This window comes from Levilactobacillus cerevisiae (genome assembly GCF_003946245.1).
Classification (GTDB): domain Bacteria; phylum Bacillota; class Bacilli; order Lactobacillales; family Lactobacillaceae; genus Levilactobacillus; species Levilactobacillus cerevisiae.
This window is the reverse complement of record NZ_RHNN01000008.1, coordinates 1-26,802: the sequence shown is the minus strand read 5'-3', so window position 1 is coordinate 26,802 and position 26,802 is coordinate 1. Positions and strand designations below refer to the sequence as shown.

25 protein-coding genes are annotated in these 26,802 nt (G+C 44.2%); 6 read left to right on the top strand and 19 right to left on the bottom strand.

Annotation, left to right across the window (positions count from 1 at the left end; all coding sequences use genetic code 11):
- Positions 1 to 4: 4 nt before the first annotated feature.
- The 5 genes from EKM99_RS04900 to EKM99_RS04880 all read right to left on the bottom strand — a co-directional run bounded on the left by EKM99_RS04900 (position 5) and on the right by EKM99_RS04880 (position 4,679).
- A complete protein-coding gene (locus tag EKM99_RS04900; protein WP_125581507.1) occupies positions 5 to 1,456 on the bottom strand; it encodes a multicopper oxidase family protein in 1,452 nt (483 codons plus the stop codon).
- A gap of 18 nt (positions 1,457 to 1,474) precedes the next feature.
- The gene (locus tag EKM99_RS04895; RefSeq protein WP_125581505.1) at positions 1,475 to 3,562 is read right to left on the bottom strand and encodes a heavy metal translocating P-type ATPase; all 2,088 of its coding nucleotides are present in this window, start codon (positions 3,560 to 3,562) and stop codon (positions 1,475 to 1,477) included.
- On the bottom strand, positions 3,519 to 3,773 hold the full coding sequence (locus EKM99_RS04890; protein WP_125581503.1) for a heavy-metal-associated domain-containing protein: 255 nt from the start codon (positions 3,771 to 3,773) through the stop codon (positions 3,519 to 3,521). Before EKM99_RS04890 ends, EKM99_RS04895 begins: the two co-directional genes overlap by 44 nt.
- On the bottom strand, positions 3,760 to 4,131 hold the full coding sequence (locus tag EKM99_RS04885) for a BlaI/MecI/CopY family transcriptional regulator (RefSeq protein WP_041094429.1): 372 nt from the start codon (positions 4,129 to 4,131) through the stop codon (positions 3,760 to 3,762). The genes EKM99_RS04890 and EKM99_RS04885 overlap by 14 nt, the downstream gene beginning before the upstream one ends.
- Positions 4,132 to 4,208: 77 nt before the next feature.
- On the bottom strand, positions 4,209 to 4,679 hold the full coding sequence (locus tag EKM99_RS04880; RefSeq protein WP_041094431.1) for a hypothetical protein: 471 nt from the start codon (positions 4,677 to 4,679) through the stop codon (positions 4,209 to 4,211).
- Between the two features lie 386 nt (positions 4,680 to 5,065).
- On the opposite strand from EKM99_RS04880, the gene EKM99_RS04875 reads away from it, so the two are divergent.
- Together EKM99_RS04875 and EKM99_RS04870 are read left to right on the top strand one after the other, a co-directional pair.
- Positions 5,066 to 5,458, top strand: coding sequence for a sigma factor-like helix-turn-helix DNA-binding protein (locus EKM99_RS04875; RefSeq protein WP_010579426.1), 393 nt, complete (start codon positions 5,066 to 5,068; stop codon positions 5,456 to 5,458).
- Positions 5,459 to 5,536: 78 nt separating this feature from the next.
- Positions 5,537 to 5,737, top strand: a complete 201-nt coding sequence (locus EKM99_RS04870; protein WP_010579427.1) for a helix-turn-helix domain-containing protein — start codon at positions 5,537 to 5,539, stop codon at positions 5,735 to 5,737.
- A gap of 653 nt (positions 5,738 to 6,390) precedes the next feature.
- Here EKM99_RS04870 and EKM99_RS04865 read toward each other — a convergent pair.
- From EKM99_RS04865 to EKM99_RS04825, 9 genes are all read right to left on the bottom strand, one after another.
- On the bottom strand, positions 6,391 to 7,005 hold the full coding sequence (locus EKM99_RS04865) for a CadD family cadmium resistance transporter (RefSeq protein ID WP_010579428.1): 615 nt from the start codon (positions 7,003 to 7,005) through the stop codon (positions 6,391 to 6,393).
- Positions 7,006 to 7,030: 25 nt separating this feature from the next.
- Positions 7,031 to 7,387 (bottom strand): ArsR/SmtB family transcription factor, encoded by a 357-nt coding sequence (locus EKM99_RS04860; RefSeq protein WP_010579429.1) that lies wholly within the window; start codon positions 7,385 to 7,387, stop codon positions 7,031 to 7,033.
- Between the two features lie 202 nt (positions 7,388 to 7,589).
- Positions 7,590 to 8,990, bottom strand: a complete 1,401-nt coding sequence (locus EKM99_RS04855) for an FAD-dependent oxidoreductase (RefSeq protein WP_010579430.1) — start codon at positions 8,988 to 8,990, stop codon at positions 7,590 to 7,592.
- A 23-nt stretch (positions 8,991 to 9,013) separates the two neighbouring features.
- The gene (gene arsD, locus EKM99_RS04850; RefSeq protein WP_010579431.1) at positions 9,014 to 9,343 is read right to left on the bottom strand and encodes an arsenite efflux transporter metallochaperone ArsD; all 330 of its coding nucleotides are present in this window, start codon (positions 9,341 to 9,343) and stop codon (positions 9,014 to 9,016) included.
- A 187-nt stretch (positions 9,344 to 9,530) separates the two neighbouring features.
- On the bottom strand, positions 9,531 to 9,665 hold the full coding sequence (locus EKM99_RS16060) for a hypothetical protein (RefSeq protein WP_010579432.1): 135 nt from the start codon (positions 9,663 to 9,665) through the stop codon (positions 9,531 to 9,533).
- 16 nt (positions 9,666 to 9,681) lie between these two features.
- Positions 9,682 to 10,977, bottom strand: a complete 1,296-nt coding sequence (locus tag EKM99_RS04840; RefSeq protein ID WP_010579433.1) for an arsenic transporter — start codon at positions 10,975 to 10,977, stop codon at positions 9,682 to 9,684.
- A gap of 75 nt (positions 10,978 to 11,052) precedes the next feature.
- On the bottom strand, positions 11,053 to 12,783 hold the full coding sequence (gene arsA, locus EKM99_RS04835) for an arsenical pump-driving ATPase (RefSeq protein ID WP_125581499.1): 1,731 nt from the start codon (positions 12,781 to 12,783) through the stop codon (positions 11,053 to 11,055).
- 80 nt (positions 12,784 to 12,863) lie between these two features.
- A complete protein-coding gene (gene arsD / locus EKM99_RS04830; RefSeq protein WP_010579435.1) occupies positions 12,864 to 13,223 on the bottom strand; it encodes an arsenite efflux transporter metallochaperone ArsD in 360 nt (119 codons plus the stop codon).
- Complete coding sequence (locus tag EKM99_RS04825) at positions 13,210 to 13,569, bottom strand: ArsR/SmtB family transcription factor (RefSeq protein WP_010579436.1); 360 nt, start codon at positions 13,567 to 13,569, stop codon at positions 13,210 to 13,212. The genes arsD (EKM99_RS04830) and EKM99_RS04825 overlap by 14 nt, the downstream gene beginning before the upstream one ends.
- Before the next feature lie 488 nt (positions 13,570 to 14,057).
- Here EKM99_RS04825 and EKM99_RS04820 point away from each other — a divergent pair, with 488 nt between their 5' ends.
- On the top strand, positions 14,058 to 14,306 hold the full coding sequence (locus tag EKM99_RS04820) for a DUF3173 domain-containing protein (protein ID WP_010579437.1): 249 nt from the start codon (positions 14,058 to 14,060) through the stop codon (positions 14,304 to 14,306).
- Positions 14,306 to 15,541, top strand: coding sequence for a site-specific integrase (locus tag EKM99_RS04815; protein ID WP_010579438.1), 1,236 nt, complete (start codon positions 14,306 to 14,308; stop codon positions 15,539 to 15,541). The genes EKM99_RS04820 and EKM99_RS04815 overlap by 1 nt, the downstream gene beginning before the upstream one ends.
- A gap of 23 nt (positions 15,542 to 15,564) precedes the next feature.
- Here the strand turns inward: EKM99_RS04815 and guaA are convergent, their stop codons facing one another.
- The 4 genes from guaA to helD form a co-directional block, all read right to left on the bottom strand.
- Complete coding sequence (guaA, locus tag EKM99_RS04810) at positions 15,565 to 17,106, bottom strand: glutamine-hydrolyzing GMP synthase (RefSeq protein ID WP_191983297.1); 1,542 nt, start codon at positions 17,104 to 17,106, stop codon at positions 15,565 to 15,567.
- 729 nt (positions 17,107 to 17,835) lie between these two features.
- Positions 17,836 to 18,414 carry a hypothetical protein gene (locus tag EKM99_RS04805; RefSeq protein WP_125581495.1) on the bottom strand — a complete coding sequence of 193 codons (579 nt, stop codon included), beginning with the start codon at positions 18,412 to 18,414 and terminating at the stop codon, positions 17,836 to 17,838.
- Between the two features lie 11 nt (positions 18,415 to 18,425).
- On the bottom strand, positions 18,426 to 19,349 hold the full coding sequence (gene coaA, locus EKM99_RS04800) for a type I pantothenate kinase (protein WP_125581493.1): 924 nt from the start codon (positions 19,347 to 19,349) through the stop codon (positions 18,426 to 18,428).
- Between the two features lie 469 nt (positions 19,350 to 19,818).
- Positions 19,819 to 22,113: an RNA polymerase recycling motor HelD gene (gene helD, locus EKM99_RS04795; protein WP_125581491.1), complete on the bottom strand. Its 2,295-nt coding sequence runs from the start codon at positions 22,111 to 22,113 to the stop codon at positions 19,819 to 19,821.
- Positions 22,114 to 22,849: 736 nt separating this feature from the next.
- On the opposite strand from helD, the gene EKM99_RS04790 reads away from it, so the two are divergent.
- Positions 22,850 to 24,706, top strand: a complete 1,857-nt coding sequence (locus EKM99_RS04790) for a cation:proton antiporter family protein (protein WP_125581490.1) — start codon at positions 22,850 to 22,852, stop codon at positions 24,704 to 24,706.
- Positions 24,707 to 25,395: 689 nt separating this feature from the next.
- Positions 25,396 to 26,052 (top strand): histidine phosphatase family protein, encoded by a 657-nt coding sequence (locus tag EKM99_RS04785; RefSeq protein WP_125581488.1) that lies wholly within the window; start codon positions 25,396 to 25,398, stop codon positions 26,050 to 26,052.
- Between the two features lie 309 nt (positions 26,053 to 26,361).
- Here EKM99_RS04785 and EKM99_RS15990 read toward each other — a convergent pair whose 3' ends face one another.
- The gene (locus tag EKM99_RS15990) at positions 26,362 to 26,445 is read right to left on the bottom strand and encodes a putative holin-like toxin (RefSeq protein ID WP_225419762.1); all 84 of its coding nucleotides are present in this window, start codon (positions 26,443 to 26,445) and stop codon (positions 26,362 to 26,364) included.
- Positions 26,446 to 26,802: the final 357 nt, after the last annotated feature.

Below are 26,802 nucleotides of genomic sequence, written 5' to 3'. Positions count from 1 at the left end.
ATATTTACGGCACAACTCTAATTTGACCCATCATTCCAGCCTCTTCATGTTCAAGATTGTGACAATGATACATGAAAACTCCGGTTTGTGTGAATTTAATCAAAATCTTGTATTGGTTACCCGGTCTTGTCATGATCGTATCTTTCCAACCTTGCATATTGCTTGGTGATGCGTTGTTATTAATACTCAATAATCGAAACTGAACACCATGGATATGAAAAGGGTGAATTTCACCCATCATATTATTTTTATTGCGGATCTTCCAAACCTGCGTAGTATTTTGCTTTACTTTCAAATCAATTCGATTCATTGAAAACTGCTTATTATTGATGCTTACCATATGTCCCATACCCGATAAAGTAATATTTTGTGTTACTTTTTGTTCTGACTTAGTGACTGTCTGAAGATTAGTCAGTTGTCGTGGTAATTTTGCTTCCCCGTCATGATTATTCTTCACTTTCATCGTCAGAATGTTGCTGTCTGCCGACTTGAGTTTGACCTGACTCCCCTGTGAGTAGCGACCTAAATCAACAACGATTTCGGCTCGTTCACCCGGTGCAAGCGTAATTTTGTTTTCTTGGACCGGTTTTTTCAAAAATCCTCCATCAGTACTAATCTGGTAAAAGGAACTACGATCATCTAATTTAAAGGTATATTCACGAGCATTGGAACCATTTAATAAGCGTAACCGAACATATTTAGTAGTTGTTTCGATATATGGATTTTGAGTACCGTTTATTAGTAACGTATTACCCAACGTACCATTACTAGATACAACTTTTTTATAATCTAACTGATTATTTTTATCAAAGCTTCGATCTTGTACTACAATTGGAAAATCATCTTTGCCATAATTTCTAGGTAGTTTTAGTTGCCGACTATTTTGGTCATCAACTAACAAAAAACCAGCTAGTCCATTGTAAACTTGACTAGCCGTACTACCAACAGCATGAGGATGATACCAGAGCGTAGCAGCAGGTTGATTAACTTTAAAACTTATCAACTTGCTCTGTCCTGCTGCAACAGTTTGATGTGGACCACCATCACTTGAATCATCTAAAATAGCACCATGCCAATGAAAGGAAGTTGCTTGTTTTAAACGGTTTTGAGTGTGAATATGGATATTCTTTCCTCTTTCAACTCGAATTGTTGGTCCGAGAAACGAGCCATTATACCCATACGTTTTTGTTTTTTTTCCAGATACTAACTGTGTCTTACCCGTTTGTGCTTGCAAAGTGTAATAAACATCGTTAGCATCAGTTGAATCTGGTTTTAATACAGGAGGAATGTTCAATCTTCTTTGCTTTTCCTTATTATTAGTGATTTGTGAACTTGTATTTGGCATCATTCCTGCTTTAACTGGCGATTGTTTGAATTTAATTAACCAAAACACATTTAGTCCGATCACGATAATAATAAAGCCAATGAGTATTAAATAAAGCCGTTTGCGTTGCACATCAATCCCTCCTCGTACTTACTTGCCAATTCGTAATGTCTGCGCATTGATAGCAACAATAATAGTTGAAAGCCCCATAAGAACAGCACCTAAAGCTGGGCTTAATACAATTCCCGCAAATGCCAATACTCCGGCAGCTAATGGAATGGCAAAAATATTATACCCTGCACCAAACCACAAGTTTTGTACCATTTTTCTAGTCGTATGCTTTGCCAACTTTAGAAAATTCAATATGTCAGCCGGATCACTTCGTACCAAAATAATATCGGCAGAATCAACCGCTACATCGGTTCCAGCACCAATTGCAATCCCAACATTTGCCCGAACCAGACTTGGCGCGTCGTTAACACCGTCACCAACCATAGCAACCTTAAGCCCCTTATCTTGATATTGCTTAACTATCTTTTCCTTATCATCAGGCTTTAATTCGGCATGAACATCCTGTTGATTAATTCCAAGACGTTCAGCCACTTGCTGTGCCACCTGTTGATTATCTCCAGTCAACATAACTGGACGAATATGCTGTGCTTTAAGTCCATTGATCAATGCTATTGACGCTGGTTTAATTTGGTCACCTTGGGCTACAAACCCAACATTAATATTTGCAACAAGGAGAAAACTAACTGTGTTACCAGCAGATGCTAACTTACTGGCTGTCTTTTTGTCGTACTTGATTTTATTTTCACGCAAATACTTTTCATTAACAATCGTCATATTTTTTTTATTAATTTCGCCTTGTATTCCTACACCAGGAAGGTTTTGAATATTTTTTGCTTTAATTGTTTTTAAATTTAGCTCTTTTAATTTTGACAAGATGCCAACCGATAATGGATGGCTTGAGCCAGATTCAAGTGAACCCATCAACGATATAATTTGTTCATTTGAATATGCTGTGTCTGTAGCCTTATAGTCATTTACTGCAAAGTTACCTTCAGTCAGAGTACCCGTCTTATCCATAAGAATAGCATCTAACTCAGTAGCATCTTCTAACGCTTGGCGTTTTCTAGTTAACAATCCATTTTGTGCACCAATTGAGGTTGAACGCGCAACTACTAGCGGAATGGCAAGACCTAAAGCATGTGGGCATGCAATAACCAGAACCGTAACGGTACGTTCTAATGCCAGATTAAAGTCACCTGAAACCAATAACCACACAATAAAGGTAAGAATAGCAGCACTAACTGCTGCGTAAACCAATAGTCCTGCAACTTTATCAGCAACACCCTCTGCCTTAGACTGCTCCTTTTGCGCATTACTTACCATTTGCATAACTTGAGCTAAATAGCCAGACTGTCCAGTTCCAGTTACCTTAACCATAATGGCACCTGAGCCGTTAGTGGATCCACCAATAACCTTATCATTTTTCATTTTAGTTACTGCTTTAGATTCACCGGTTACTAAAGCTTCATTTACAGTTGTATTTCCATCAAGAATAATACCATCAGTAGGTATTTTCTCACCTGCCTTAACAATTACTGATTCAGCAATCACAACTTCATTTAGTGGTTTTTCAATATGATCACCGTTATCAGCAACAACAGTAGCAGTATTAGGTAGCAAAGCCGCCATTTTTTCAAGCGCATTTCCTGCTGCCATAACGGCATCCATTTCAATCCAATGACCTAGCAGCATGATATCGATCAATGTAGCTAACTCCCAAAAGAAATCCATAACGTGGGTATCTGCTACAAAAAATTGATTTATAGTGAAAGCATAGAGACTATAGAAATAGGAAACAGTTATACCTAACGCTACAAGCGTCATCATTTCTGGTTTTCTTTCCTTTAATTCGGCTTTTGCACCCTTAATGAATGGTGCACCACCATAAATGTAAAGAAAAGTGGCCAAGATCAATACTAACCACTCTGAACCTGGAAAAGCCAGATTAGGCATAAAACTGAATTTTAGCATAGGTGATAATGCAATGATTGGAAGTGAAAAAATCAGTGATACCCAAAATTTACGTTTCATATTTCCCATATGCATCATTTGTCCACCGTGTTGCATCATATCGCCACCACTGGATTCCATATTCATTTGAGTATGATCCATTGATTGCATATCATTGTCTCCATGATTTTGTTGTTTCTTTTTTTTGTTTTTCATCTTGTTTACATCCCTTATTAATCAAATTTTCATCCTGATATTTACTCTTTATTTCCGGTAAAGTGCCTGCTTGAAGATAGATTAACACTGAACGACTCGCCAAATCAAAATGGGTCTCCTCTACTCCATTAATTGAATGTAACTCAAAAAAAATTCTTTTTACAGCATTTTCACAGCACATTTTATCAAGGGTAAGTTTAAGTTTTTTCATTTATTTTCAGCCCACCAATGTCACTGGAGTTATTTTGGAGATTATTTTCCACAAGTTCTAAGAATTCTTCTTGTGACAAGGTTTCTCGCCTAGAAAGCAACCTTTTGATAAAGGCAGAGACGACTATTGATTCACTATATTGGGCATAATAATGAGCCTGATGATAGTAGGTATTCTTAACAATCAAAGTCTTATTTTCAAGTCGTAATAATAATGTCTTTATAGTACTAAGTTGCCAATTCTTTCGCTTTTTTATTTCCTTACAAATATCTTTGGTTGAAATTCCCGGATAGTGCCAAATAATTCGCAGGACTTCATATTCAGCATTGGTCACACAACAAACTTCGCGATTTAACAAAACCATCACCTCTACTGATGACTACATCTGTAACATAGCATTTATGATTACATTTGTAAACGAAAACGCAAAAAAAATTATTCATGACTCTGAACAGAAGCATGATCAGCAATGTGTTTATTGACAAAGTTCTGTACTTCAACTGAATTACTTTTGAAGATAAAACTAAACCGTTTGTTCCGTTTTGACTGACCCGTGATCACTAAAACTGTTTTATCGGGTGCAATTTGTTTGTTCATCATACTTATTTGTTGAATGTCCTTAAAGTCAATTAAAGTTGGCAACAGACCCGATATCATAAATCCATCCTTAGCGACGCCACTAACCCCCGACATAAGTCCAAGAAGTATTAAAATGGCCAACAATGCACTGAGCAAAATATTATTTCTAGCCGGAATCCACATAATAAAAGCAAGAACTAAAAATAAAATATTACTTATAGCAACAGTTACCATATAATTGGATTTCCATAAAAGTCGTGATTCTTGCCATACATGAAACACAGCCAATGATATAAGCGCTAAAACCATTAATGCTATAATAATCAAAATTAAAAACCTCACTTTCTATATTCATTGTAGATTGTATTTATGGAGTTAATTTGTTGGTTTAGCATTTTAGTTCAACTTTTTTTAAATCAATGAACTTATTGTATTGAAACCTATTCATACAAATATTTTTAATGAAGTCTTTTCCTGAACACCTATATTTAATCAATTGAAATAAAGCAACAGAACTATCCAACACAAAAATGATTATTTACAATTTGTCACAAACATGCACCTAGAACTTATTTTTTTTACTTCCTCGACAAACTAAAATATTTATTGAGATTATTGACTGACTTTATTTTATAATCTATTTATACAAGTTTATAAAACGGTTTCATTTTGCAACAATTTTTAGTATTTGTTTGGTAAAAGGAGGATTTGTTATGTCTGATCAAGATGTCAAACAAGCATTTTCGCATTATGCCAAGCTATCACTGGTAAACAAGACTCGCTCACTTTATGTGGAGGAGCAGCACAAAGTTCCTGAAGTTCCACTAAATGAGGAAACGCTGGAATACCTGATTGATGAGATGCTACCGGGCGTTAAATTAATTAAAGCGGAACAAGCAGCACACCTTGAAGAGTATTTCATCAATGAAAGGCTGGTTATTTCAATAGCCAGATTGACCGATCCACAAAAGAAATTACTCTATTATAAATATGTTGAGCAGCTTTCGGATAAAGCTATCGGACAAATCTTGCACGTTAGTAGTCAAGCGATTTCTAAACAGCATCGCAAGGTCTTAAGCAAAATTGCTGCTACTTTCTTCGACTAATTTAGTCATCAAGATTCGTTCACCCCCTCCTCCATAAGAATTAGACGACCCAAATCTAACTTTACGAGGAGAATAGCGATGAATTATACCGAAACGATTTGTGCAGCTCAACAAGGTGATCCAATTGCCATGGCAAAGCTTATTAAAGAATTTCAGCCATTAATTATCAACATCACTACTTGGGGCCATTCATATTTTGACGAGGATCGTTACCAAATATTAAACGAACACTTTATCCACACTGTTCATAAATTCAATTTAGAACGCTATCTAGAGTAATCACTGAAAGTAAATTAATCTTTTTTTCGATTAATTTGCTTTTTTAATTATTCTTGTGTAGCGGAGTCAACGGATCTTTTTTGTATGCGCAACGAACAGAATTACTGTTTTGAACCACTAATCTGGACAAACAGCTGTTTTCATTTTTTCACACTGAATAACATACGACTCGTATCCGCTTTTAAATCTGGGACATCCATGAAATTGTTAGAAAGCTCTGAACCTTCTTTCAAAAGTCGTTGAAACATAGTGTCTATCATGAAACTACTTGTATTCATATCTGATAATGTAGTTGGATCAGTATTAGTCATCAAACTAAGTTTTTAATCACCAATAATATCGTTCCTTATTTAATTCTGACCATAATTGTCTCTTCTTTCGTGATAACAGCTTTCTTGTATGGTCAAAACTAAAATTGTCTCGTGTACGCCATCAATCCAGACAAAACAAAATGTTTCTCCTACCGCCCCCTAAATAACAAAAAGTCTCAGTTTTACGTAGAATATCACGCTAAGCTAAGATCGTCGTTCACTTTCATATTATAATATGTTTCAAATCCACACCCGTAATTCGAAACAATTTTTTTTGCAAGTAACCAATTCTCTGATGCCACTATAACACCTCTATATAAACAAAAAAGATATCCTATTTTTTCAAAAAAGTATTTTAATAAGATGTGAAATTGTGTCACTCTCTAAAATAATCATCATGCCTAATCCAATATAAATAATTGCCATAATCCAATTACCAAATTTATCTAACAATTTCTTAACAATCTTCACACGCGAAAATTTATCACCCAAATAGACAAGTATGAAGATACAGAATGTAAAAACAATAAACGTCGTTATTAGTTGTTCGATTGTTAACGATACAAAGTAAGGCACAAAAAGTCCAATGTTATCAGAGCCACAAGATGCAACGGTGATTAAAGCAACCGTTGCGATCAAATTTTTGTCTTTTCGCTGTTCGATTTTTTCATCAACCTCAGCGGCTTCATCTTCGTCACTCAGGATATATTTAATCCCAAAGCCAATCGGTATTAAACCTAAAAATCCAAGAATCCACTTAGCAGGCACATAGTGAAGTACTAACGCAAAAAAAAGACTGATTGCTATCAATGTGTATGAACCTAAAAATTGACCAATATAAATTTGTTGCTTATGTTTTGTTGACCGATATTTTGAAAATAATAACATCAGAATAACTAATAAATCAATCGCGGTGGAGGCGTATAGCACAATACCAGTTATAATGGTTTTAATCATAGCAACATCCCATTTCACATATTTATTAACCCGTAATTTTACCTGTGTCTTCTGCTAAACACCAAGCACGTTCTAATAGAATAGCAGTACATTCATCAATAATTTCATAGTTGATGAAATTTCCATCACGTTCAGTTTTCACAATTTTTTGATCAACTAATCGCTGCAACTGGTTAGAAATAGCTGCAGTTTTCATATTAAGCCTAGCCGCAATCTTGCCAACTGATATTTTAGGCTCGCGCGTTAAACAATGTAAAATTCTTAATCTTGTATCATTGGATAGAACTTTAAAAAGTAAGACGATCTCACTTGCGTTCTCTTCACTCAGTAAATCACGGCTAGCTAATTCTGGTTTATCCGGACAACAGTCTACTTTTATCATGCGTATCCTCCTTGTAATACAATTATGTGACGACCAACTATTACATTATATCATGTAATAGTTTAATGGTGAACCATATTTTACACTTAATATTAGTAATTGAAACTCCATCACAAAAATAACTAGGTTATAAAACGCCAACATCCAGTTGACGCTTAAAATATAAGCTTCAACTGGATGTTGGAATATTTTAAATAAATAATTAATATTTCAAACTTTGTTGCTCCCAATTCTGAGTCGCAATCTGTACTGCATCCCAAGGTGAGCCAACTGGTGGTGAATAGGATAAATCTAAATCACTAATTTCCGCCACCGTCATATTATTAAAAATTGCCACTGCAAAAATATCACAACGTTTGGCAACTTCACTACCGTAATAACCAATTACCTGTACGCCTAAAAGTCGGCCGGTATGTTGATCACCGGTAATCCTGATCTTAATCTTATGTGCACCCGGAAAATACGCTTTATGATCATCGACGTCGGTTGTTACAGTAAATGGCGCAAAATCTGCCTGTATGGCCTCCTTTGCTAATAATCCAGTCCGCGCAACTACTAGATCAAATACCTTTAGCACTTGAGTCCCAATGCTACCCTTAAAGGTACGTGGAACACCAGCAACATTGAACCCGGCAGTTCGCCCTTGTTTGTGTGCCGTTGTGCCCAGCGGTAAGTAAGCCTTCCCTAACAAATGATGTTTTGTTTCAACTAAATCACCGGCCGCCCATATATCTGGTAACGTAGTTTGCATATATTGATCAACCTTGACGGCACCAGCAATTCCAGTTTCGGAACCAGCTGCGACTAATAAATCAGTATTCGGCTGAACACCAACCACAACTAAAGCCAAATCAAAATCATAAGTATTTATCTTTTGATCCGCATTCACACCAACAACCTTCACCTTAGTTTCAGTTTCATTAATTTCTGAAACAGTTAAGTTAGTTGCAACCTGAACATCATTAGCAACTAATTTTTGATGAACGATTTGGCCTAAATCAGCATCGACCGTTGATAGTATCTCTGCGCCACGTTGAAAAATAGTCACGTTTAAATGACGTTTCTGCAACGCCTCCGCCATTTCAATCCCAATATAGCCGGAGCCTACGATAGCCACATTTTGCACACTGTTTGTAGTCAAATTCGTTTCAAGCGCAAAATAATCTGCCATCGTATGCAAAACACGAACTTTACTATTCTGCTGTTGTGTACGCGCTAAGTCTATCCCTGTAATACCAGATAATTTTGGCTTGGCTCCAGTGGCTACAACCAAATGATCATAATGATAAATTTGTAATTCACCCGCAAACGAATGCGCGATAACTTCATGTTGCTGCGGATCAATTTTCTTAGCAATCATATTCATTTGAAACTCAACGCCAGTCGACGTTAATTCTTGTAAATCCCGATGAGCTAATGAATGCCAATTGGGTACCTCCCCACTAACTGCATAGGGCAATCCACAAATTGATAAATTAGGGTACTCATCTGCCAATAATACTTGAACTCTTAGTTGCGGTTTAAGTTCTTTGGCCTTTAAGGCCGCTGAAATACCAGCGTCACTACCACCGATGATCAATAATTTTTCTGCATCACGTACCATTTAATTAATTCCTTTCACTCCGGTTAATGAACACGTGCCCGACTTAAATCTTGCTGTAGGTAGTCTGAGAACTCTTGAAAAGTTGGATAATCTTTTTGTTTAACGATTTTACCATTGACCATAGTAATTGGTAAAATTGCGACGCCATACTTTTCTAATAAGTCATGCACTTGTTGACTATGAACAAAGGCATCTGGGTTTTGTGCTAGATTTTTACGTGTGATTCTGTTTTTGCTGTCTGCATTAACATGACGCTGAATTGCAGTCGTTTGAATAAGTTTCTTGTTAACACTTGGCCCACAAACACCAGTTGCGCAACACATTGCTGCTTCAAAAATCTCTATTTTGATCATCTTTTACCTCACCTATCAGGCGGTCAAAATGATCAAACTCTTTCTCCACTTGAGTATAGTCACGAAAATAACTAACCGCTAAATTATCTAGAATTAACTAATTGATTTGCAAAAAGGCCGTTTCCACCTGAGACAAGTTCTGTTGAATTACTAGTTCATGGCTATATTTTAATTCAAGCAGATTAATTTATTGATTGGCTTGAATCAGATACGCCGCAGAAATTGCTTCTATTTCTGCACTTACAACTTGCTTCACCAAAGTATCGATTATGTTTAGACTATTACCCAATGAATTCTGTTGCTCATATTTAGTTTGCATCATAATCAGCTATCCTTCCTTAACCAAAGATACTTAACGATAACCATAAACCACATAGTGTAATGAATAAAACTGGAATCGTGATCGTGATACCAATTTTAAAATAAGTGCCCCAAGCAATCTTAACGTCCTTTTGCGCTAGAACATGTAGCCAAACTAAAGTTGCTAATGAACCGATTGGCGTAATTTTTGGTCCTAGATCAGAACCAATAATATTAGCATAAACTAAGGTTTGGTGCATTAAGCCAGAGACATTCGCCCCTTTGATCGATAAAGCATTGATCATCACAGTTGGCATGTTATTCATGGCCGACGACAAGAACGCAGCCATATAGCCCATGCCCATGGTGGCGACAAAACGCCCACCAGTTGCCATTTTAGCAATGATTCCCGCAAGCAATGCCGTTAAGCCAACGTTTTGTAGGCCATAAACCACCACGTACATTCCAATTGAGAAGAAAACAATATTCCACGGTGCACCTTTAATAACGGCCTTGGTATTGACGTGATGACTTAGCTGACCGACTAGCAAAAAGATCAAGGCAATCGTCAAAGCAATAATCGAAACTGGAATATTTAGGAAGCTACTGCTAAAGTAACCAATCAATAACGCTGCCAGCACGACCCAAGAAAATTTAAATAATCGTTGATCCTTGATCGCCGATTTTGGTTCAGCAACTTGGCTGGCATCATAGTGTTTAGGTAACGCCTTACGAAAATATAAGTACAAAATACCGATGCTAGCAACTAATGAAAAAAGATCCGGTAGCCACATCCGTAGCGCATACTCCGAAAATGTGATACCAAAGAAATCAGCTGATACAATATTGACTAGATTACTGACAACTAACGGTAGTGATGTTGCATCAGCGATGAAGCCACTAGCAATGATAAATGGGAAAACCCGCTTTTCATCGAAATGTAACGCACGGACCATTGCCAAGACGATCGGCGTTAAAATCAACGCTGCACCATCGTTAGCAAATAAGGCGGCGACAATTGCACCTAAAACGGCGATCAGAATGAACATGCGCACGCCATTACCTTTAGCTAGCCGCGCCATATGTAAGGCAGCCCACTCGAAAAAACCAATCTCATCCAAAATTAGTGAGATCAAAATAATTGCGACGAAAGATAAAGTCGCGTTCCAAACGATTCCGGTGACAGTGCCAACATCTTTAAACGTGACCACCCGGAATAATAGTGCTAGAACGGCACCACCAATCGCAGTCCAGCCAATTGATAGTCCCTTAGGTTGCCAAATAACAAATAATAATGTCAGTAAAAATATAAAAACGGCGAAAAAGACTTGCATGGTTCCTCCCAACTACCAAAATCAGGGTATTGCTACCCTGATTAATTGATACCTTTATTTCAAATTTTAATAACGCTAAATCGTTAATAACGCCTGCTCAAAATCTGGTTGCCATTGTTCAACTGCAAAATGACCATTGGAAATCTGCTTAACCTTTTCGATCCATTCAACTTCATTTTGCGCCCGGGCCTGCAAACAAGGATGCGTTGTTTCCGTTGCCAGCATACTTTGATTGACCAACCACCAGGTGTGCGCAATTTGGGCCCGATCTAGATCATCATTCAAGCGCATCGACTCATAAACTGGCGTTGTTTCCGGTAAAGTCACCATTACAATTTCAGTCTGCGCTGGATCTTGTAGCCGCGGTAACAGATCAACGATTGCTTGAGGCACATCACCGGCAGTGCGTTTGACTTCTTTGGCATAGCTTTGAGTCGAATCCAGTAGCAGTAGCGTATGGCCGGTTGGCGCCGTATCGATGACTACAACATCACTATCATTTTGGGCGACAATGTTAGCAAAAGCGCGGAAAACGGCAATTTCTTGCGTACATGGTGAGCGTAGATCCTCAGCCACATAGTCAACATCGGCCGATTTCATGGTTTGACGCGCCGTCGTCAGCACTTCATTTTGATAGTCCTTAAGTACCTGCTGTTCATCAATATGACTGATGGTGATTGCAGGATCATCTGTGTTAAAGAAATCAAGATGATCAGCCGGATCAGTGGTGGCTAAATGAACGGTTTTATGCTGGGCCACCAGCTTTTTAGTGATCTGCACGGCCACCGTAGTTTTACCTACGCCGCCTTTACCCATGGTGAAAATAATTTTTTTGTTAGTCTTAATTAAATCAGCAACAATGGTATCTAAATTAGGATAGTGATTGGTAATTGCCGGATAAGTTGCTAAACTTGGTTGTTCCGGTTGTAAAACTAATCTCAACTTATCTAGGCCAGTAACATTGTACGCTCGTAACGGTACTTCTGCTTGGGGCAACGCCTGTAATGTTGCTGGCATCTGTTGCAAATCAGTCTGCTGCTGCTCAAAAATAGCATGGGAAGCACGATCAGTCGGTGTTTTCAACGTTCCATTAATAATTAATTGTTGATTTTGCATGCCAATATCAGCTAATTCTTGGGCTGCCCGCGCCGCTTCCAGTAATGATGCTTTTTGGGGACGCGTGACTAACATTAAGGTGGTCAATTCGCCATTATTTAAAGTAGCCACAGCCTTGGCGTAAATTGCTTTTTTGTCGCCCATCCCGGCTAGTTGGCCTAAGCATGAAGCCCCACGATCATTTTCCGCCAAGTAATTATTCCAAGCTGAGGGCAATTGCAGCATACGCAACGCATGACCAGTCGGCGCTGTATCAAAAATAATATAATCAAAGCGCTGATCGACAGCGGGATCAGTTAAAAATTTAGCGAATTCATTAAACGATGCGATCTCGACCGTACATGAACCAGACAACTGTTCCTCCATATTTTTGACTGCTGCATCCGGTAACACGCCGCGGTAAGGACCAACGACGCTTTCCCGATATTCACCGGCAGCAGTCACCGGATCAAAGTTAGCGGCAAATAGACCGGGCACACCGGTGATTGCCTTGGGTTTATTGGTCAAATCAGTATCAAATACATCCTGTAAATTACTAGCTGGATCAGTGGAGACCAGCATCACTTGCTGACCGCTATCAGCTAGATTGATGGCGGTGGCACTAGCCGTTGTGGTCTTACCGACGCCCCCTTTACCAGTGAAAAATAAATAATGAGTTAAATTAGCATTTTGTGGTTGATATTCGCGCATATATATTCTCCTAACATAGATAATCATCTATATATAATTTAAAAGAAACGGCTGTGCCATTTCTTGCTTCAACCAAAAAATTAGCAGCAGCCACTTCCACCACAACAGCCGCTTGATTGATCAGCCGGCACGAAAACTAAACCAGTATATTCCGATAACTCATCAATTGTTGGGTAAGCGCCGGTTTTAACAATTTTGCCGTCGACAACAGTGATCGGCAATGTTGCATCGGCATCATCCTTGATTGCAGCTAGAATATCGGCCCGCTGACTAAAGACATCTGGATTATTGCTAAGATTATACCGGTCGGCTTCAACGCTGGAAACACCTTGTAACGCGTCAAACGCTGAAGTGATCATTAATAGATCTTCATTAACCGCTGGCCCACAAACCCCGGTAGAACAGCACATCGCTGGTTCAAATAATTCAACTTTTTTCATTAGTGATAACAACCTTTCTGGAATGACTTGTCTGCTGATCTATGCAATCGTCACCATGACAAACGCATTCTTCATTGCTGGCTAAAAGTAGTTCAGTCCCTTGCCTAAATTTAGCCGTAAATTCAGCCTGCAATGTATAATGCTGCCACTTACCCTCTTTACGTGCCGTGACGATCCCAGCATTTTGTAAAACTTTCATGTGGTGCGATAACGTTGGTTGTGAAAAATCAAAATGTTCTAAAATATCACAGGCACAAAGCGAACCGCAGGAAAGTAAATCAATGATTTTGAGACGATTAGGGTCAGCCATTGCTTTTAGCATTAGCACATAATTTTGATAATCCATTGACGTTCTCCCCTCACAAATATAGACACGTATCTATATCTACAATATAGACCTATATCTATGTAAACGTCAAGCATTATTTCAGCTAATCTTTTTTCGATTAGTTTGCTTTTTGGGTTTCATTTTCTATTTTTATCTGTATGTATATAGTGAGCAGGCAATAACACCTGTGAGTCCTTTGAAAACTGAATATTGCTACCCTGACTTTCTGACTTTACTTGAACTGTTGATCTGCGGACGCCATGACCAGAAGTGCGAGCGCCTCCCACACTTTGATTACGATTTTTAACTGATGATCGTACAAGTTAAGTCAATAATGATACTTCCGCGAGGCTCCCACGTAAGCAGGAGAGGTGAAATTCCTATGTCCGTTAGTGACGGAACTGGGTAGCAAGTTTTCCGACACAATTGAGCTGCACTTATTCCCCAATCCTGTTAATATGGAAGCTAAGATATACGGTCTAGCTTCCAGCGAAAGGAGGCTAATTATGGTTCACGTTGTCACTATGACTAAACATGAACTTGTGGCTTTAGGATATGGACCTTGGGCTTCTAAAGACATTATCAGACGTGCAAAGCTGTTAATGGTCCAGAAAGGCTGTCCATATTACGAGTCACCAAAGCTAGGCCGCGTTCCAGTAACTGCGGTTGAAGAAGTATTAGGTCTTACGCTCAATGCGCGAACTCTTTCAGAGTTAGCTAAAATCGGTGCATCTGCGTCAGAGGAGCAATCATAATGACAAAGACAACCGAAGTAATAAAAAAAGCAAAAGACGGCACCTATTATTTCCGTGCCAACATTGGTGTGGATGAACGAACTGGTAAACGTGTCCAAAAACGCCGTAGCGGATTTAAAACAATGCGTGAAGCAAAGACTGCTTATCGTGATTTAATGGCGAATGGGGTTAAAGAAGGTTCAACAGATCAGATTACCTTTGGTGACTTCTGCCAGCAATTCTTTATTCCTTGGTATGAAGGTCATGTCAAAAAGGCTACTTTTGACAGTCGCGTTAGCGTCTTTCGAAAGCAATTCAAAGGATTTAACAAGTATTTCATTAACAAAATTACGCCGGTGGACATACAGAAATGGCAAATCATGATGAAGAGTCAAGTAAGTAATTCATACACCCGCCTAGTTCAATGCTTGTTATCTTTGGTTTTTGATCGTGCAATTGTACTAGGATTCTGTGAAGAGAATCCAACAAAAATTGTTGGCAATTTAAAGAAGGAAAAGAAGAAAGTCGATTTCTGGACTAAAGCCGAGTTTGAGAAAGTTATTTCCTTAATGGATCTTAATGACTACTATCAGCGTTTCAATTTCACCACAATTTGGCTTCTATTTATGACCGGTGCCCGCATCGGTGAAGCAACCGCTCTTCAGTGGGAAGACGTTGATTTTAAAGCCGGTACGATCCGGATCAACAAAACACTTTATTATTTAAATGCGTTTAACTATGAATTTACTTCACCCAAAACTCGCGCCAGTGCTCGGACAGTTCCGTTAGACAAAAAGACACTTGAATATCTCTCCGAGTGGAAAGAGATTCAAGCGTCTGAAGTTAAAACAGATTTTGTGCTTTCATACAATGGTGTGCCAACTACTCGCGGATCACTGTCTCAAGTAATCAACGTCTATTCTAAGGCCGCGAATGTTCATCGAATTCGTGTCCACGCGCTTCGACATTCTCATGCTTCCTTGTTAATTAGTATTGGGGAAAACCCATTAATTATTAAGGAACGTTTGGGACATGAAGACATTCAAACAACTTTAGGAACTTATGGACATCTATATCCAAATAGTAACTTTGAGACAGCACAACACCTTAATGGTCTAGTTGATTTCACTCCGGCGGATCATTCAGTCGTTGTCCCCACTCGTAATCAGTTTACGGGCAAGAAACACATTACTGGTGCCATTTCGGTGCCAGCAACGGGAAATACAGAAGAAAAGAGTCAAGAAACGCCGGTATAACGGTATTTATATCTTAGCTTCTACTATTCCCACTCAATAGTCGAAGGCGGCTTACTCGTAACATCATACAGTATGCGATTCACATGGTCCACTTCGTTGACGATTCGCACGGAAATTTCCTGCAGAACGTCCCACGGAATGCGGGCGAAGTCGGCGGTCATGCCATCAATGGACGTGACTGCCCGGATGCCGACTGCGTAGTCGTACGTCCGGCCATCACCCATGACCCCAACACTCTTGATGTTTGGTAAGACGGTGAAGTATTGCCAAATATCGCGGTCGAGGCAGGCCTTTTTGATTTCTTCACGCAGAATCAAGTCACTATCGCGGACGATTTGTAACTTTTCTGGCGTGATTTCGCCAAGGACTCGAATCCCTAAACCAGGGCCTGGGAACGGTTGACGCCAAACGAGGTCGCTTGGCATCCCCAGCTTTTCACCCAACTCGCGGGCTTCATCCTTGAACAGTGAACGCAGGGGCTCAATCAGCTGGAAGTGCATGTCTTCCGGCAATCCACCAACGTTATGGTGCGACTTGATGGTCTGCGCCGTGTCGGTTCCACTTTCAATGACGTCGGTGTACAACGTCCCTTGCGCCAGGAAGTCAATGCCGTCGAGCTTTTGCGCCTCGTCGTTAAAGACTTGGATAAATTCATTCCCAATAATCTTCCGTTTCTTTTCGGGCTCAGTCACACCGGCCAGCTTGTTTAAGAAGCGGTCCTGTGCGTCCACCTTGACGATGTTCAGGCCAAATTTGCCCTCCAGGCTCGCCATAACTTGTTCGGCTTCGCCCTTCCGCAACAGGCCGTGATCCACAAAGATACTGGTCAGCTGCGTGCCAATCGCCTTGTGCAACAGCACACCCACGACGGAGGAATCCACCCCACCGGAGAGGCCTAACAAGACGCGCTTGTCGCCGACCATCTCACGAATGTGGTCAATTTGCAGGTCAATGAAATCATCCATTGACCAGTTGGCTTTTGCACCACAGACATCGAAGGTAAAGTGCTTCAAGATATCATTGCCATACTCCGTGTTCCGAACTTCCGCGTGAAATTGAATCCCGTAGAAGTTGCGGTCAACGTCTTGCATGGCAGAAATCGGGCAATTTTCGCTCGTTGCGACGCGTTCAAACCCATCCGGTACCTGGGTCACTAAGTCACCGTGGCTCATCCACACCGTCTGTGTCTTGGGCGTGTCTTTAAACAGCTTCGCATCGTCGCTGAGGACGGTGATGTCTGCGCGACCGTATTCACGGTTATCCGCAGATTCCACCTTGCCACCAGCCAGGCTGTGCGCCATCAGTTGCATCCCGTAACAGATTCCCAAGATTGGAATACCCAATTTAAAAATCTCAGGGTCAACGTTAAAGGCACTACTGTCGTACACGCTATTCGGTCCCCCGGAGAAGATAATCCCCTTGGGGCCCCAAGCTTTGATCTCGGCCGCACTCATGGTGTGCGCCTTCAATTCAGAGTAAACGCCCATGTCACGAATCCGGCGCGTAATCAATTGATTATATTGACTTCCGAAGTCCAAGACGATAATCTTATCGAATTTGGACATATCAACGTTTGCCAAGCCATTCACCCTTTCTTCTTTTTCAACATTGGTTATATCATACCGATTTCTGAAACGCTGGTCAATGTAAATCCACCACAATCGCTTCACCGGGTGATGTAAAATCCGTTGGCAAGCGTCTCCAGACTGGTGTAAATGGGAGCGGTAAGCTGTGGTCAAACGTCCGGCGCCAAAACTAACAGCCAGTAGACTTGACAACTTACAACTGACGATTCAAACCAGTGTCAGCCGCAGTGCGGGGGAAACTGGGCCCAGTCGCGGGAGTGACCAGAGGCGGGGCAAGGATTCCAGCTGTGTCGATGGCCTTAGCTGAGTGATTTTTCTCAGCTTAGCCCATGGGACAACCCTTGAGACCGCTTTTCAGGCTCAAAGTTGAGGTGGAAGCCCGCTTCTCAGACTGGAACCGGCCCCACAGCAGGGCGCCTTGAGCGCGCCGCCGGGAACGGACGCGACCAGGCCCAGTTTTCACTCATCGAGACACCATTTCAACCGCCAGCTGAACTACCAACTTACTATCTGCGGTTCAAACCAGTGTTAGCCGCAGGGCTGGTGAAAATGGGTTCAGCCGTGGGATGACCTGAGAGTTTCACTCAGGTCATGGTGTCTTTGAGACGCGTTCTTGGTGGCTCAAAGCAAGTCTCGAGACCGCCCTTTGGCTCGAGGCGTCCTCCCCGCCGCGTTCCGGCCCAATTTTCACCAGCCCGGAGGCGAAATTTACCTCAATTTCAACCGCAAATGGTAATAAACTTGCCGGTCCAACAACCGGCGTTGCGTGGCGACGAAGCCGAACTCCGCCGCCAGCGTGGCCAGCGAACTTCCCGGCCGGACGTCCATCCCCATTACGGGTTGACCACTCTCTCGGGCACGGTGAATCGCGTCGCCCAGCAGCCACTCGTCAAACCATTTCTGCTGGTAGGTCTTGCCCTTTGAGCGATTGCGGACCGTTAATAAGTCCAAGTACCACTCGTCCGGCAACGCCCGCGGGATCACCACCAGTTGCTGTGGCACCGTTAACTGCTGGCGGCTGAACAGCTCCGCCCACTGATTATCCAGTGTGGCCTCCACTGCCGCCGGATAGCCGTAAACCACGCCGACCGCCACGCCCTGGTTTTGGTACACCCGTGCTTGCGGATACCCGTAGCGAAAATCTGGCTGGTGATAGCCTACAAATAACATTTGCGACAGCTGTTCTTTCGTCACCCGGCGCAATCGTCGGAGCTGGCGGCGTTCGAGTTCGTGGAGCACCAGCATGGCCACGGCGTCCGCATCCACAATGGTTGCGTCTCGTAACATCGCAACGCCCCCTAGTATTTCCGCAGCAACAGGCGATCAATCCGGTGATGGAACGTCTTGTGCAAAATCATATCGGCCCGGTTTCGGGTGGGTAAAATGTATTCCGTTAAATTTTTCAAATCAATGTCGCGCCAAACCTGCTTGCCCTTGGCAATGGCCTCTTCGTGACTGACCGTCGTGTAAGGGTAATAGTAGTTGCTGGGATCCTGAAAAGCCGTTTCCAGCAACAACTCGAACCGTTCCAAAAACCAGCTTTCAATCAGCGACGGTTCAGCATCGACGTACAGGGAGAAGTCGGTAAAATCGCTGACATAAATTTGTTCATTGGTCGGTAATTGCAGTGTATTAATTCCCTCCACAATCAAAACGTCCGGGTGCACGATGTACTCGAACTGGTCCGGCACAATATCATAAACTTTATGCGAGTACACCGGCGCCTTAATTAGCTCCTTACCCGCCTTCACGTCATTTAAAAATTGAATCAACGACGCCATGTCGTAGCTCTCCGGGAACCCCTTGCGCGCCATCAAATTGCGTTTCTTGAGCTCCTCGTTACTATACAGAAAGCCATCGGTCGTAATCAGCTGAATCCGTTGACCGGCAAAATAGTGATTCAGCAACACCTCTAGCAGGCGCGCCGCCGTACTTTTACCGACCGCCACACTCCCGGCAATACCAATGATAAATGGCACCCGGTGGGGTTGTTGCTGGAGAAAAGCCGCCTTATCTTTTTGTAATTGGCGGTAGTGGTCAAATTGTAAGTGTAATAAATGCACCAACGGAATGTACACGTCCTGAACATCTTGCAGGGAAATCCGGTCGTTAAACGCCTTAATTTGCCGCAAACTTTCTTGCGTCAACGGTAGCGTTGCGTCATCGGAAAAGGCCCGCCACTGGGCGCGGGTAAACGCATTGTAATTGATGGGATCACTCATGAAGACACCTCTACTTTGCAAAAAAATCACGTGTTGCTTGGGGTTTCCGCCTGCGGTAGCTAGTTACTCCCAACCTGTGGGGCAACCCTCTGGAGCCCAAAAGCGGTCTCCAGAGGCGGTGGTGAGCCTTGCAAACACCGCAAGTCTCCCCACACGACCCATGCTGTAAGGCCGGAAGTTCACCGGTCTAACACCATCGACACAGGTTTCTGTAACTAGCTGTCTCCGGCTCCAACGCCAAGCAAACGTGCGCATCTGTCCGCTGGTGTCCAAAAAATTTAGAACGGACTACCAGCCACTTCACACGCACAACACGTAAAACAATTAAGTCTTATTATACCGCAGATACCCCCGCTACCGGGCATGATTTCACAAAGTTTGGCAGCGCGTTCACACCTTTTTTCTGCCGATATGAAAACGGCCCCCATCAGCACAGAAATCTGACGAGGGCCGCTTATTTACTTAGGCTTTAAACCATTTCATATTCATCAGTTGGCACATCGCTCAACAGGGGTGACAGCTCTTCCACCGCCACAATACTCAAGCGGTGCATCGCCCGGGAACAGATGGTGTACAACAGTTGTCGTTCGTCATCCGCACTGTAGCGACTGGCCGATGCCTGCCAGACTACCACGCCGTCGAATTCCAAACCCTTGGCCAGGAACGATGGCACGACGATGGTGCCCGGTGCCAGCCGTTGGTTTTCGGATTGAATCAGCGTCACCGCAACGCCGGCCGCCTTCAGCTTCTCCGTGAGATCCCGACAATCCGCCAGGTCCTTGCCAATGATGGCCGTCGTTTCGTCCTCTTCTTCATTTTGCTTGATTTGGGCGATGACCTTCTGCAACGCCGCATCTTCATCCGCCGCCACCGTCATGGTTGGCAGTTCACCCTCACGCGCAAACGCCGTCACGGCTTCCCCATTTTTCAAAATATGCTTGGTGAAGTCGGTGACCTGTTGCGTCGATCGGTAAGACTGGGTCAGTTGGACCACCCGTGTCTTTTCAGGATCGAACATGGTGCTCAGCTCCTGCAACAACGTGCGGCTATTTTCCTTGGTGAAAATGGCTTGGTTGAGGTCCCCCAGCATGGTGAAGCGCGCCCGCGGGAAACTGAACTTCAGGAACGCCAGTTGAAAGGCGTTGTAGTCCTGAATTTCATCCATGAAAACGTAGCGCATGTCCCGCTCGCCGGATTTACCCGTCATCTTGTCGTACAGGTACAGGTACGGCGTGGTATCGACCAGCTGCATCCGGTGGTCCCGCAACTTCGCGACGGACTCCTCGACGCTGGCATTCCAGTCGGCCACCGTCACGTGGTAAGCGCTCAGGTCAATCCGATTTGGCATGTCTCGCAGCATGTGGACGTACTGATTGTTGATGCTCAGGAAACGTGCCCGCACAATCGCCTTGCGAATCGGTTCAAACGCCTGCATAACCACCTTACGTGACAGAAATTGCATTTCCTTTTCGGACGAGTCAAACTCCCGCGGATCATCCCCATAGAGGGTGTCCAGCTGCTGCTTGCTGAGATCCTGGATGGTATCTTCCACCCACTTGGTCTTCATTTCGCTGGAAATCCGGCGATTCAGGATCCGAATCAAGGCTTCCTTGGTGGCCTGCAGTCGGTTACCCAGGTGATAATTACGGTTAAAACTATAGTAGATTTCTTGAATTTTTTCCTTGGTAATGAAGATGTCGCCATTAAACTTGATGTTGCGGAAGACCATGTCGCTGGCTTCCAGGTGGTCGGCGTAACCGGTGACCGCGTCAAAGAACGCTAAACTCCCCTTCAACTGGTTAATCTTCTTTTGTGCTGGCGTGTTGGTCTCGTCAAAGCGTTGCGCCAACGTTTCCACGTCAATCTTCGGCAAGCGGCGACCAGCGTACTGGTAGTACGTCATTTGGACCATGTTGTGCTCACCCAATTCTGGGAGCACCTGGTCAATGTAATCGTTAAATAATTGATTAGGCGAGAAGAGCATGACCTGGCCGGCGTTCAAATGGCCCCGGTACCGGTACAGCAGAAACGCCACTCGCTGCAGGATTGCGGCCGTTTTACCGGACCCCGCTGCCCCTTGCACGAACAGTAAATCAGAGCCGGTGTCCCGGATAATCTGGTTTTGTTCCTTTTGAATCGTGGTGACGATGCTCTTCATCTTGGTGTCGGAGTGTTCGCTCAGCGCCGACAAGAGCATCTGGTCGGTCACCGTCTGATCCGTATCGTACAGGGTGATGATGGTGCCGTCTTCAATTTGAAATTGGCGTTTTAACTTGACGTCCACCGTCTGTTCGCCATCCGGCGTCTGGTAACTCACATTGCCGAGCTCGCCATCGTAGTAAATGCTGGAGATGGGCGCGCGCCAGTCGTAAATCAAGAAGTGGTCAGGCGTGTCAGAGAAGGAACCGAGACCGATGTAGATGCTCTCCACCTTGGCCTTGGGGCCCTCTTGAAAGTCGATCCGGGCGAAGTAAGCCTTTTGCTCCAACCGTTGCAACGTACTCAGTTCCGTGGTCGCATGTTGCCAACTATTCTGTCGTTCGGCTAACATCTGTTGCTGCTGACGTACGGACAGTGCAGTTTCCAAAATACCTTCGTAACTATCCGTCTTGATGCGCAGATCGTTGACAAAGTTCTTCCGGATACCGGCCTCGTCATTTTCGGCAACATCGATCCGTTCCTTCGCTTCTTTTTCGGCGGTCTTGATCTTTGTGACCACCGCGTCTAAATGTTCTTGCTCGTGGGCCTTGATTGAATCTGGCAAGCCAATCCCTCCTCATTTTCCTGGTTTACACGATTTTCCCCAATCACTGGTGTGGTGAGTGCGTTCCGCCTGCGGCCTCTAGGTATTCCACCCCTGTGGGGCAACCTGCCGAAGCCATAAGGCGGTCTTCGACAGCGGTGGCAAGCCTTGTAAAACCCACAAGTCTTTCCACACGACCCGTGTTGTAAGGCCGGAAATTTCACCGGTCTAACAACACCGACACAGGGGATTCCATACCTAGCTGCCTCCGGCTCCACTCACATTGTGATTGGGGGCATCGCTGTTCGTGTCATTTTTTTCTTTCTGTGTATAAGTCCATATCGGACTAGTTCACATCATTTTCGCACATGCTTTAATGCTTACATGACTTTACGTTCGTCATGATTCTTCCCTGGAGGATATGTCATTCTCCCCCACAATTTCCTGTCGCGACAAGTATCTGCCCACTGCACTACCGTCAGCCGATTTTATCAGTCGACTACGCTTGAATTGCGTCCCCAATTACTCGACCGTGACAGTCCGTGGACACATGCGGCACTTGTGCATTGATGTTTCAGCCCTACCATCCAATTTCAGTGGTGCTGGGGCCAGTTTCCTGGTCCGCAACCAAGCATAATTTGACTTACCATTCTACACGTATTCAGCCTATAAATAAAGTAAACCGCCCGTCGTTAAACCAGTTAGTCGTGGCTAACTTTGCTATAATAAAGGGGAACTTTTTTGAGGGGATGAAACGATGGATCAAGTTTCTTTGTTAATTATTCTAACTGCCGCTCTGGTCACGCCGTTAGTCATGGCTAAATTCAAGTTGACCGTTCTACCGACCGCCGTGGTGGAAATTCTCGTGGGTATTCTGTTGGGACCCAGCGTCCTAAACGTTGTCCACAGCAATTCAACCCTGTCACTCCTGTCGAGTACCGGCGTTATTTTTCTCCTGTTCTTAAGTGGGATGGAAATTGATTTCAGCCTGTTCAACCGGCGAAAACGACCGCAGACGCCCCTGGCTGCCAAGGTGGCCGGCAGCGCGCCCAAGTATTCGCCAGTCTTTCTCGCCGTCACCAGTTATCTGGCCATCATGGCGAGTTCGCTCTTGCTGGGATTCATTTGCCAGTGGACCGGGCTGTTCAAGGATCCGTGGTTAGCGGCCATCATCTTCATGACCATTTCGCTGGGAATCGTCATCGCCACGCTAAAGGAAAAGGAACTCCTCAGCAAGCCATTCGGGCAAACGGTCCTGTTAATCGCCGCCCTGGGGGAAATCATCCCCCTCTTTTCCCTGACGATTTACGCCTCCGTCTTCGGTGACAATAGTAAATCTTTGTGGCTACTCCTGCTGGTCTTTCTGGCTGCCGGCGTGTTGTTCCGGCGCTTCCAGCCGTTCTTCACCTTCTTCGACAGTATTAATAAATCAACGACGCAACTTGACATTCGACTGGCCTTCTTCCTGATTTTTAGCTTGGTCGTTCTCGCTGAATCTGTGGGTGCTGAGGGCATCCTGGGTGCGTTCGTGGCCGGTATCGTGATGAAATTGCTGCAACCGCAAGAAAACACCATGGTCCGCCTCGACGGGATTGGCTACGGCTTTTTCATCCCCATCTTCTTCATGATGAGCGGTGCCGAACTCAATCTCCGAACCATCCTGGCCGACCCGGCAACGTTGCTGCTGATTCCTGCCTTCTTTGCCGCCTATCTGCTGGCCAAAGCCGCGGTTTACTTTATCCTGCGCTTGCGTTTCAAACGGGCCAACGCCTTCGCTGGCACCGCCATTTCTGCGACAACCATCACCATGGTCTTGGCGGTCCTGCAGGTGGCAAAATCCATGAAGGTCGTCACCTCGCAACAGTCCGGTGCCTTCCTGTTGGCCGCCATTCTCACTTGTGTGCTCGGCCCGCTGCTCTTTAACACTGGCTATTCCGCTGAAGCCGAGGACCTGAAAAAGTCGACCGTCCACTTTATCGGGACCAACCTCCTGACCGTTCCCGTCGCTCAGCAACTCGCCGACAGTTGGTACGACATCACGATGTACACGGACAAGCCGGACAATTACAAAACGTACAACTCAGAGGTCAATGCGAAATTACTCGACTCTCTGGAGAGTGACTACGTAGAGGGGCAAGACGCCTTCGACGCAGACATCGTGGTTCTTGGCCACTTCAACGCGACAAAAAATTATGAACTGGCCAAAGCCGCCAAGGCGTACGGCGTCACCCGGGTCATTGCCCGCTTCGAGGACCGCAACGTGTTGGACGCCCGGGAAGACGAGCTGACCGACCTCGGCATTGAAGTCTACAACACACCGAACGTCAACATCGCCATGCTCCGTAGCCTGATTGAAACGCCAACGACACTGCGCCTACTGACGGCCTCGACCTCCGCCGTCTACGAAGTCGCGCTCCGCAACCGGCGCTATACCGATCAGGAAATTCACAGTCTGCCGTTTGTTAAGGACATCACCATCAGTCAAATCTTCCGGGATGGCCACTTTGTCCGGCCAACTGGTAGCACCACGCTGAAGCTGAATGACCGCATCATCTTTACCAGCAACGCGGAAACGGCGCATGAGATCCGGCGCGAACTAGGCATTTTAAACTAAGGCCTAAATGCTCAGCTAACAAGGATTGTGCCTACTAAATTGGTTATTCGTGCCCACCTGCGGCTGCCAGAGATTCCGGCTGCTATGGGGACCGCCTGCGGCCTGGGGAACGGTCCTCCGGCTGGGTTTAAAGCCTGACCAGGACCGTCAGTCTCCAAACGCGTCCCACGCTGTAAGCTGGTGCCCAGCTAACACCGTCGTCACAGCAGCCTCCACCTCTGACCTTCTCCGGTTATGATTGTTTGTCACTATTAGATTGACGTAAACGTCGCTGAACGTTCAACGTTTATTCAAAGTCATTGACAACCGTCCATATAGACGTGGGCGAGCCAAATTTAGACTCAGCCTTGGGATTTTCCATGTGGTCTACTAGCGACTTTGAGCCCCGGGTTGGGCGGTTCAAAGCGAGGCTCAAGGCTGTGCTAGGGCTTGGGCCGTCCTACCCCACATCGTTCTGACCTAAATTTGGCGAACGGTAATCCGTCAGTTTTAGACGGCGTGCCGCTTTCAACCTTTGGCTAAAACTGGTAAGCTGTTAAGTGGTCTATCACCTCAAGCCAGGAGTGCATTTGCCTTACTGGCCACTGGTGGTTTCAAGTCTGGATTAAAAACCCAGACTCACGTTGTACCGCCACAGCTATATTATTGAAATGTGAGACAAAAGTTATTTAAGAAGAGGAGAGATTGAAATGGCGACAGTTGAACTTTATTTGGTGCGTCACGGCCAAACTTACTTAAACAAATACCATCGGATTCAAGGGTGGTCTGACTCCCCGCTAACTGCAAAGGGAATCGCCGATGCCAAACGTGCCGGCGAGCGGTTAGCCAAAATTCAGTTTGCGGCGGCTTACGCCAGTGATACGACCCGGGCACAAAATACGGCTAAGAGTATCTTGGCTGCCAACGATGCCCCGGTCACGTTGACCACCGAACCAGCCTTTCGTGAAGAAAACTTTGGCTACTTTGAAGGCCTGGACACTGGCTTGGTCTGGTACACGCTGGGCACGCCGATCGGTTTGGATTCCTTCAACGCCATGATCAAGGAACTGACGATTGAAAAGACTAAGGATATGTTCCACGCCCAAGATCCATTTGGCGACGCTGAGGACAACGCCACCTTCTGGAATCGCGTGCAACCCGGCCTGGATAACGCGATTACCGCAGCGAATGACGGCGACCGCCTCTTAATCGCCACCCATAGCACGACCATCCGGAGCATCGTGTCCAAGTACTCGGACATCGACGTTTCTGTGCCAGTTGACAACGGGAGCATCACCAAGGTGACCGTGAAGGATGGCAAATACAAGGTTAATTATTATAACAACTCTGAAGGCAAGGTTAAGTAACAGCTGCCCATCCACTAGCTAGAAATTGGCTGGTGGATTTTTTAATTGGACTGCGAAAATGTCATCGGAACAGAGTGATAAATCAGAGCGTCGCCTGAACTGCTCTTAGGAGACTTTAAGCCTCTCTGAGCTGCTCATTCATCTATTGCCAAGTCCATTAAGTGGCCGTTCTATGGCCGATGTGCTATATTATAGACAGACGAAAGGGCCGATGAGTGAACACCGACCCTACACGCTGTTTCACAAACGGAGTAAGTAACGACAGATGGGTCGCCCTGAACTCAAACGCTTAAGGGGCGGCTTTTTTATTTACTTTCGATCGTTATGGCGATCGATTAATATCATTAATGTGGCAAATGCCAGCATCAATGACAGCGCCTGAAACACGCTCATAGGCTGTGAAACCTTTCTTCAGATTTTTCCATGTCTCCATAGACATCACCTCGAAAGGAGAAAAGATAGCTTCGTCAAACATCCCCGCATGGTTTGAATATCTGCAGTACATTTCCTACGACCGATTTCATTTTTTCGAGTGTTTTACTTGGCCGTCCAACAGATAATATGCTATATTGTGGGTGTACAAAAAAGGCCGGCGTTTGGACACCGACCTGCATTCCGCTTCGTGTGCGGAGACAGTGACGAGAAATGAGTCGCCCTAAACCTGTTAAAGTATGGTTCTAAAATATCTGTTGTTGGTAATCAAATGAATTTGATTACTGGCAACGGATATTTTTGTATAATCAAAGAATG

Bases quoted from the DNA above. Each gene is read 5' to 3' on its own strand.
- EKM99_RS04815 (WP_010579438.1), top strand. From the start codon at position 14,306: ATGACAAAGACAACCGAAGTAATAAAAAAAGCAAAAGACGGCACCTAT.
- EKM99_RS04790 (WP_125581490.1), top strand. From the start codon at position 22,850: ATGGATCAAGTTTCTTTGTTAATTATTCTAACTGCCGCTCTGGTCACG.
- EKM99_RS04820 (WP_010579437.1), top strand. From the start codon at position 14,058: ATGGTTCACGTTGTCACTATGACTAAACATGAACTTGTGGCTTTAGGA.
- EKM99_RS04870 (WP_010579427.1), top strand. From the start codon at position 5,537: ATGAATTATACCGAAACGATTTGTGCAGCTCAACAAGGTGATCCAATT.
- EKM99_RS04785 (WP_125581488.1), top strand. From the start codon at position 25,396: ATGGCGACAGTTGAACTTTATTTGGTGCGTCACGGCCAAACTTACTTA.
- guaA (WP_191983297.1), bottom strand. From the start codon at position 17,106: ATGTCCAAATTCGATAAGATTATCGTCTTGGACTTCGGAAGTCAATAT.
- coaA (WP_125581493.1), bottom strand. From the start codon at position 19,349: ATGAGTGATCCCATCAATTACAATGCGTTTACCCGCGCCCAGTGGCGG.
- arsD (WP_010579435.1), bottom strand. From the start codon at position 13,223: ATGAAAAAAGTTGAATTATTTGAACCAGCGATGTGCTGTTCTACCGGG.
- arsA (WP_125581499.1), bottom strand. From the start codon at position 12,783: ATGCGCGAATATCAACCACAAAATGCTAATTTAACTCATTATTTATTT.
- EKM99_RS04895 (WP_125581505.1), bottom strand. From the start codon at position 3,562: ATGAAAAACAAAAAAAAGAAACAACAAAATCATGGAGACAATGATATG.
- EKM99_RS16060 (WP_010579432.1), bottom strand. From the start codon at position 9,665: ATGATGCAAACTAAATATGAGCAACAGAATTCATTGGGTAATAGTCTA.
- EKM99_RS04825 (WP_010579436.1), bottom strand. From the start codon at position 13,569: ATGGATTATCAAAATTATGTGCTAATGCTAAAAGCAATGGCTGACCCT.
- EKM99_RS04890 (WP_125581503.1), bottom strand. From the start codon at position 3,773: ATGAAAAAACTTAAACTTACCCTTGATAAAATGTGCTGTGAAAATGCT.
- EKM99_RS04865 (WP_010579428.1), bottom strand. From the start codon at position 7,005: ATGATTAAAACCATTATAACTGGTATTGTGCTATACGCCTCCACCGCG.
- arsD (WP_010579431.1), bottom strand. From the start codon at position 9,343: ATGATCAAAATAGAGATTTTTGAAGCAGCAATGTGTTGCGCAACTGGT.
- EKM99_RS04805 (WP_125581495.1), bottom strand. From the start codon at position 18,414: ATGTTACGAGACGCAACCATTGTGGATGCGGACGCCGTGGCCATGCTG.
- EKM99_RS04840 (WP_010579433.1), bottom strand. From the start codon at position 10,977: ATGCAAGTCTTTTTCGCCGTTTTTATATTTTTACTGACATTATTATTT.
- EKM99_RS04875 (WP_010579426.1), top strand. From the start codon at position 5,066: ATGTCTGATCAAGATGTCAAACAAGCATTTTCGCATTATGCCAAGCTA.
- EKM99_RS15990 (WP_225419762.1), bottom strand. From the start codon at position 26,445: ATGAGCGTGTTTCAGGCGCTGTCATTGATGCTGGCATTTGCCACATTA.
- EKM99_RS04855 (WP_010579430.1), bottom strand. From the start codon at position 8,990: ATGGTACGTGATGCAGAAAAATTATTGATCATCGGTGGTAGTGACGCT.
- EKM99_RS04860 (WP_010579429.1), bottom strand. From the start codon at position 7,387: ATGATAAAAGTAGACTGTTGTCCGGATAAACCAGAATTAGCTAGCCGT.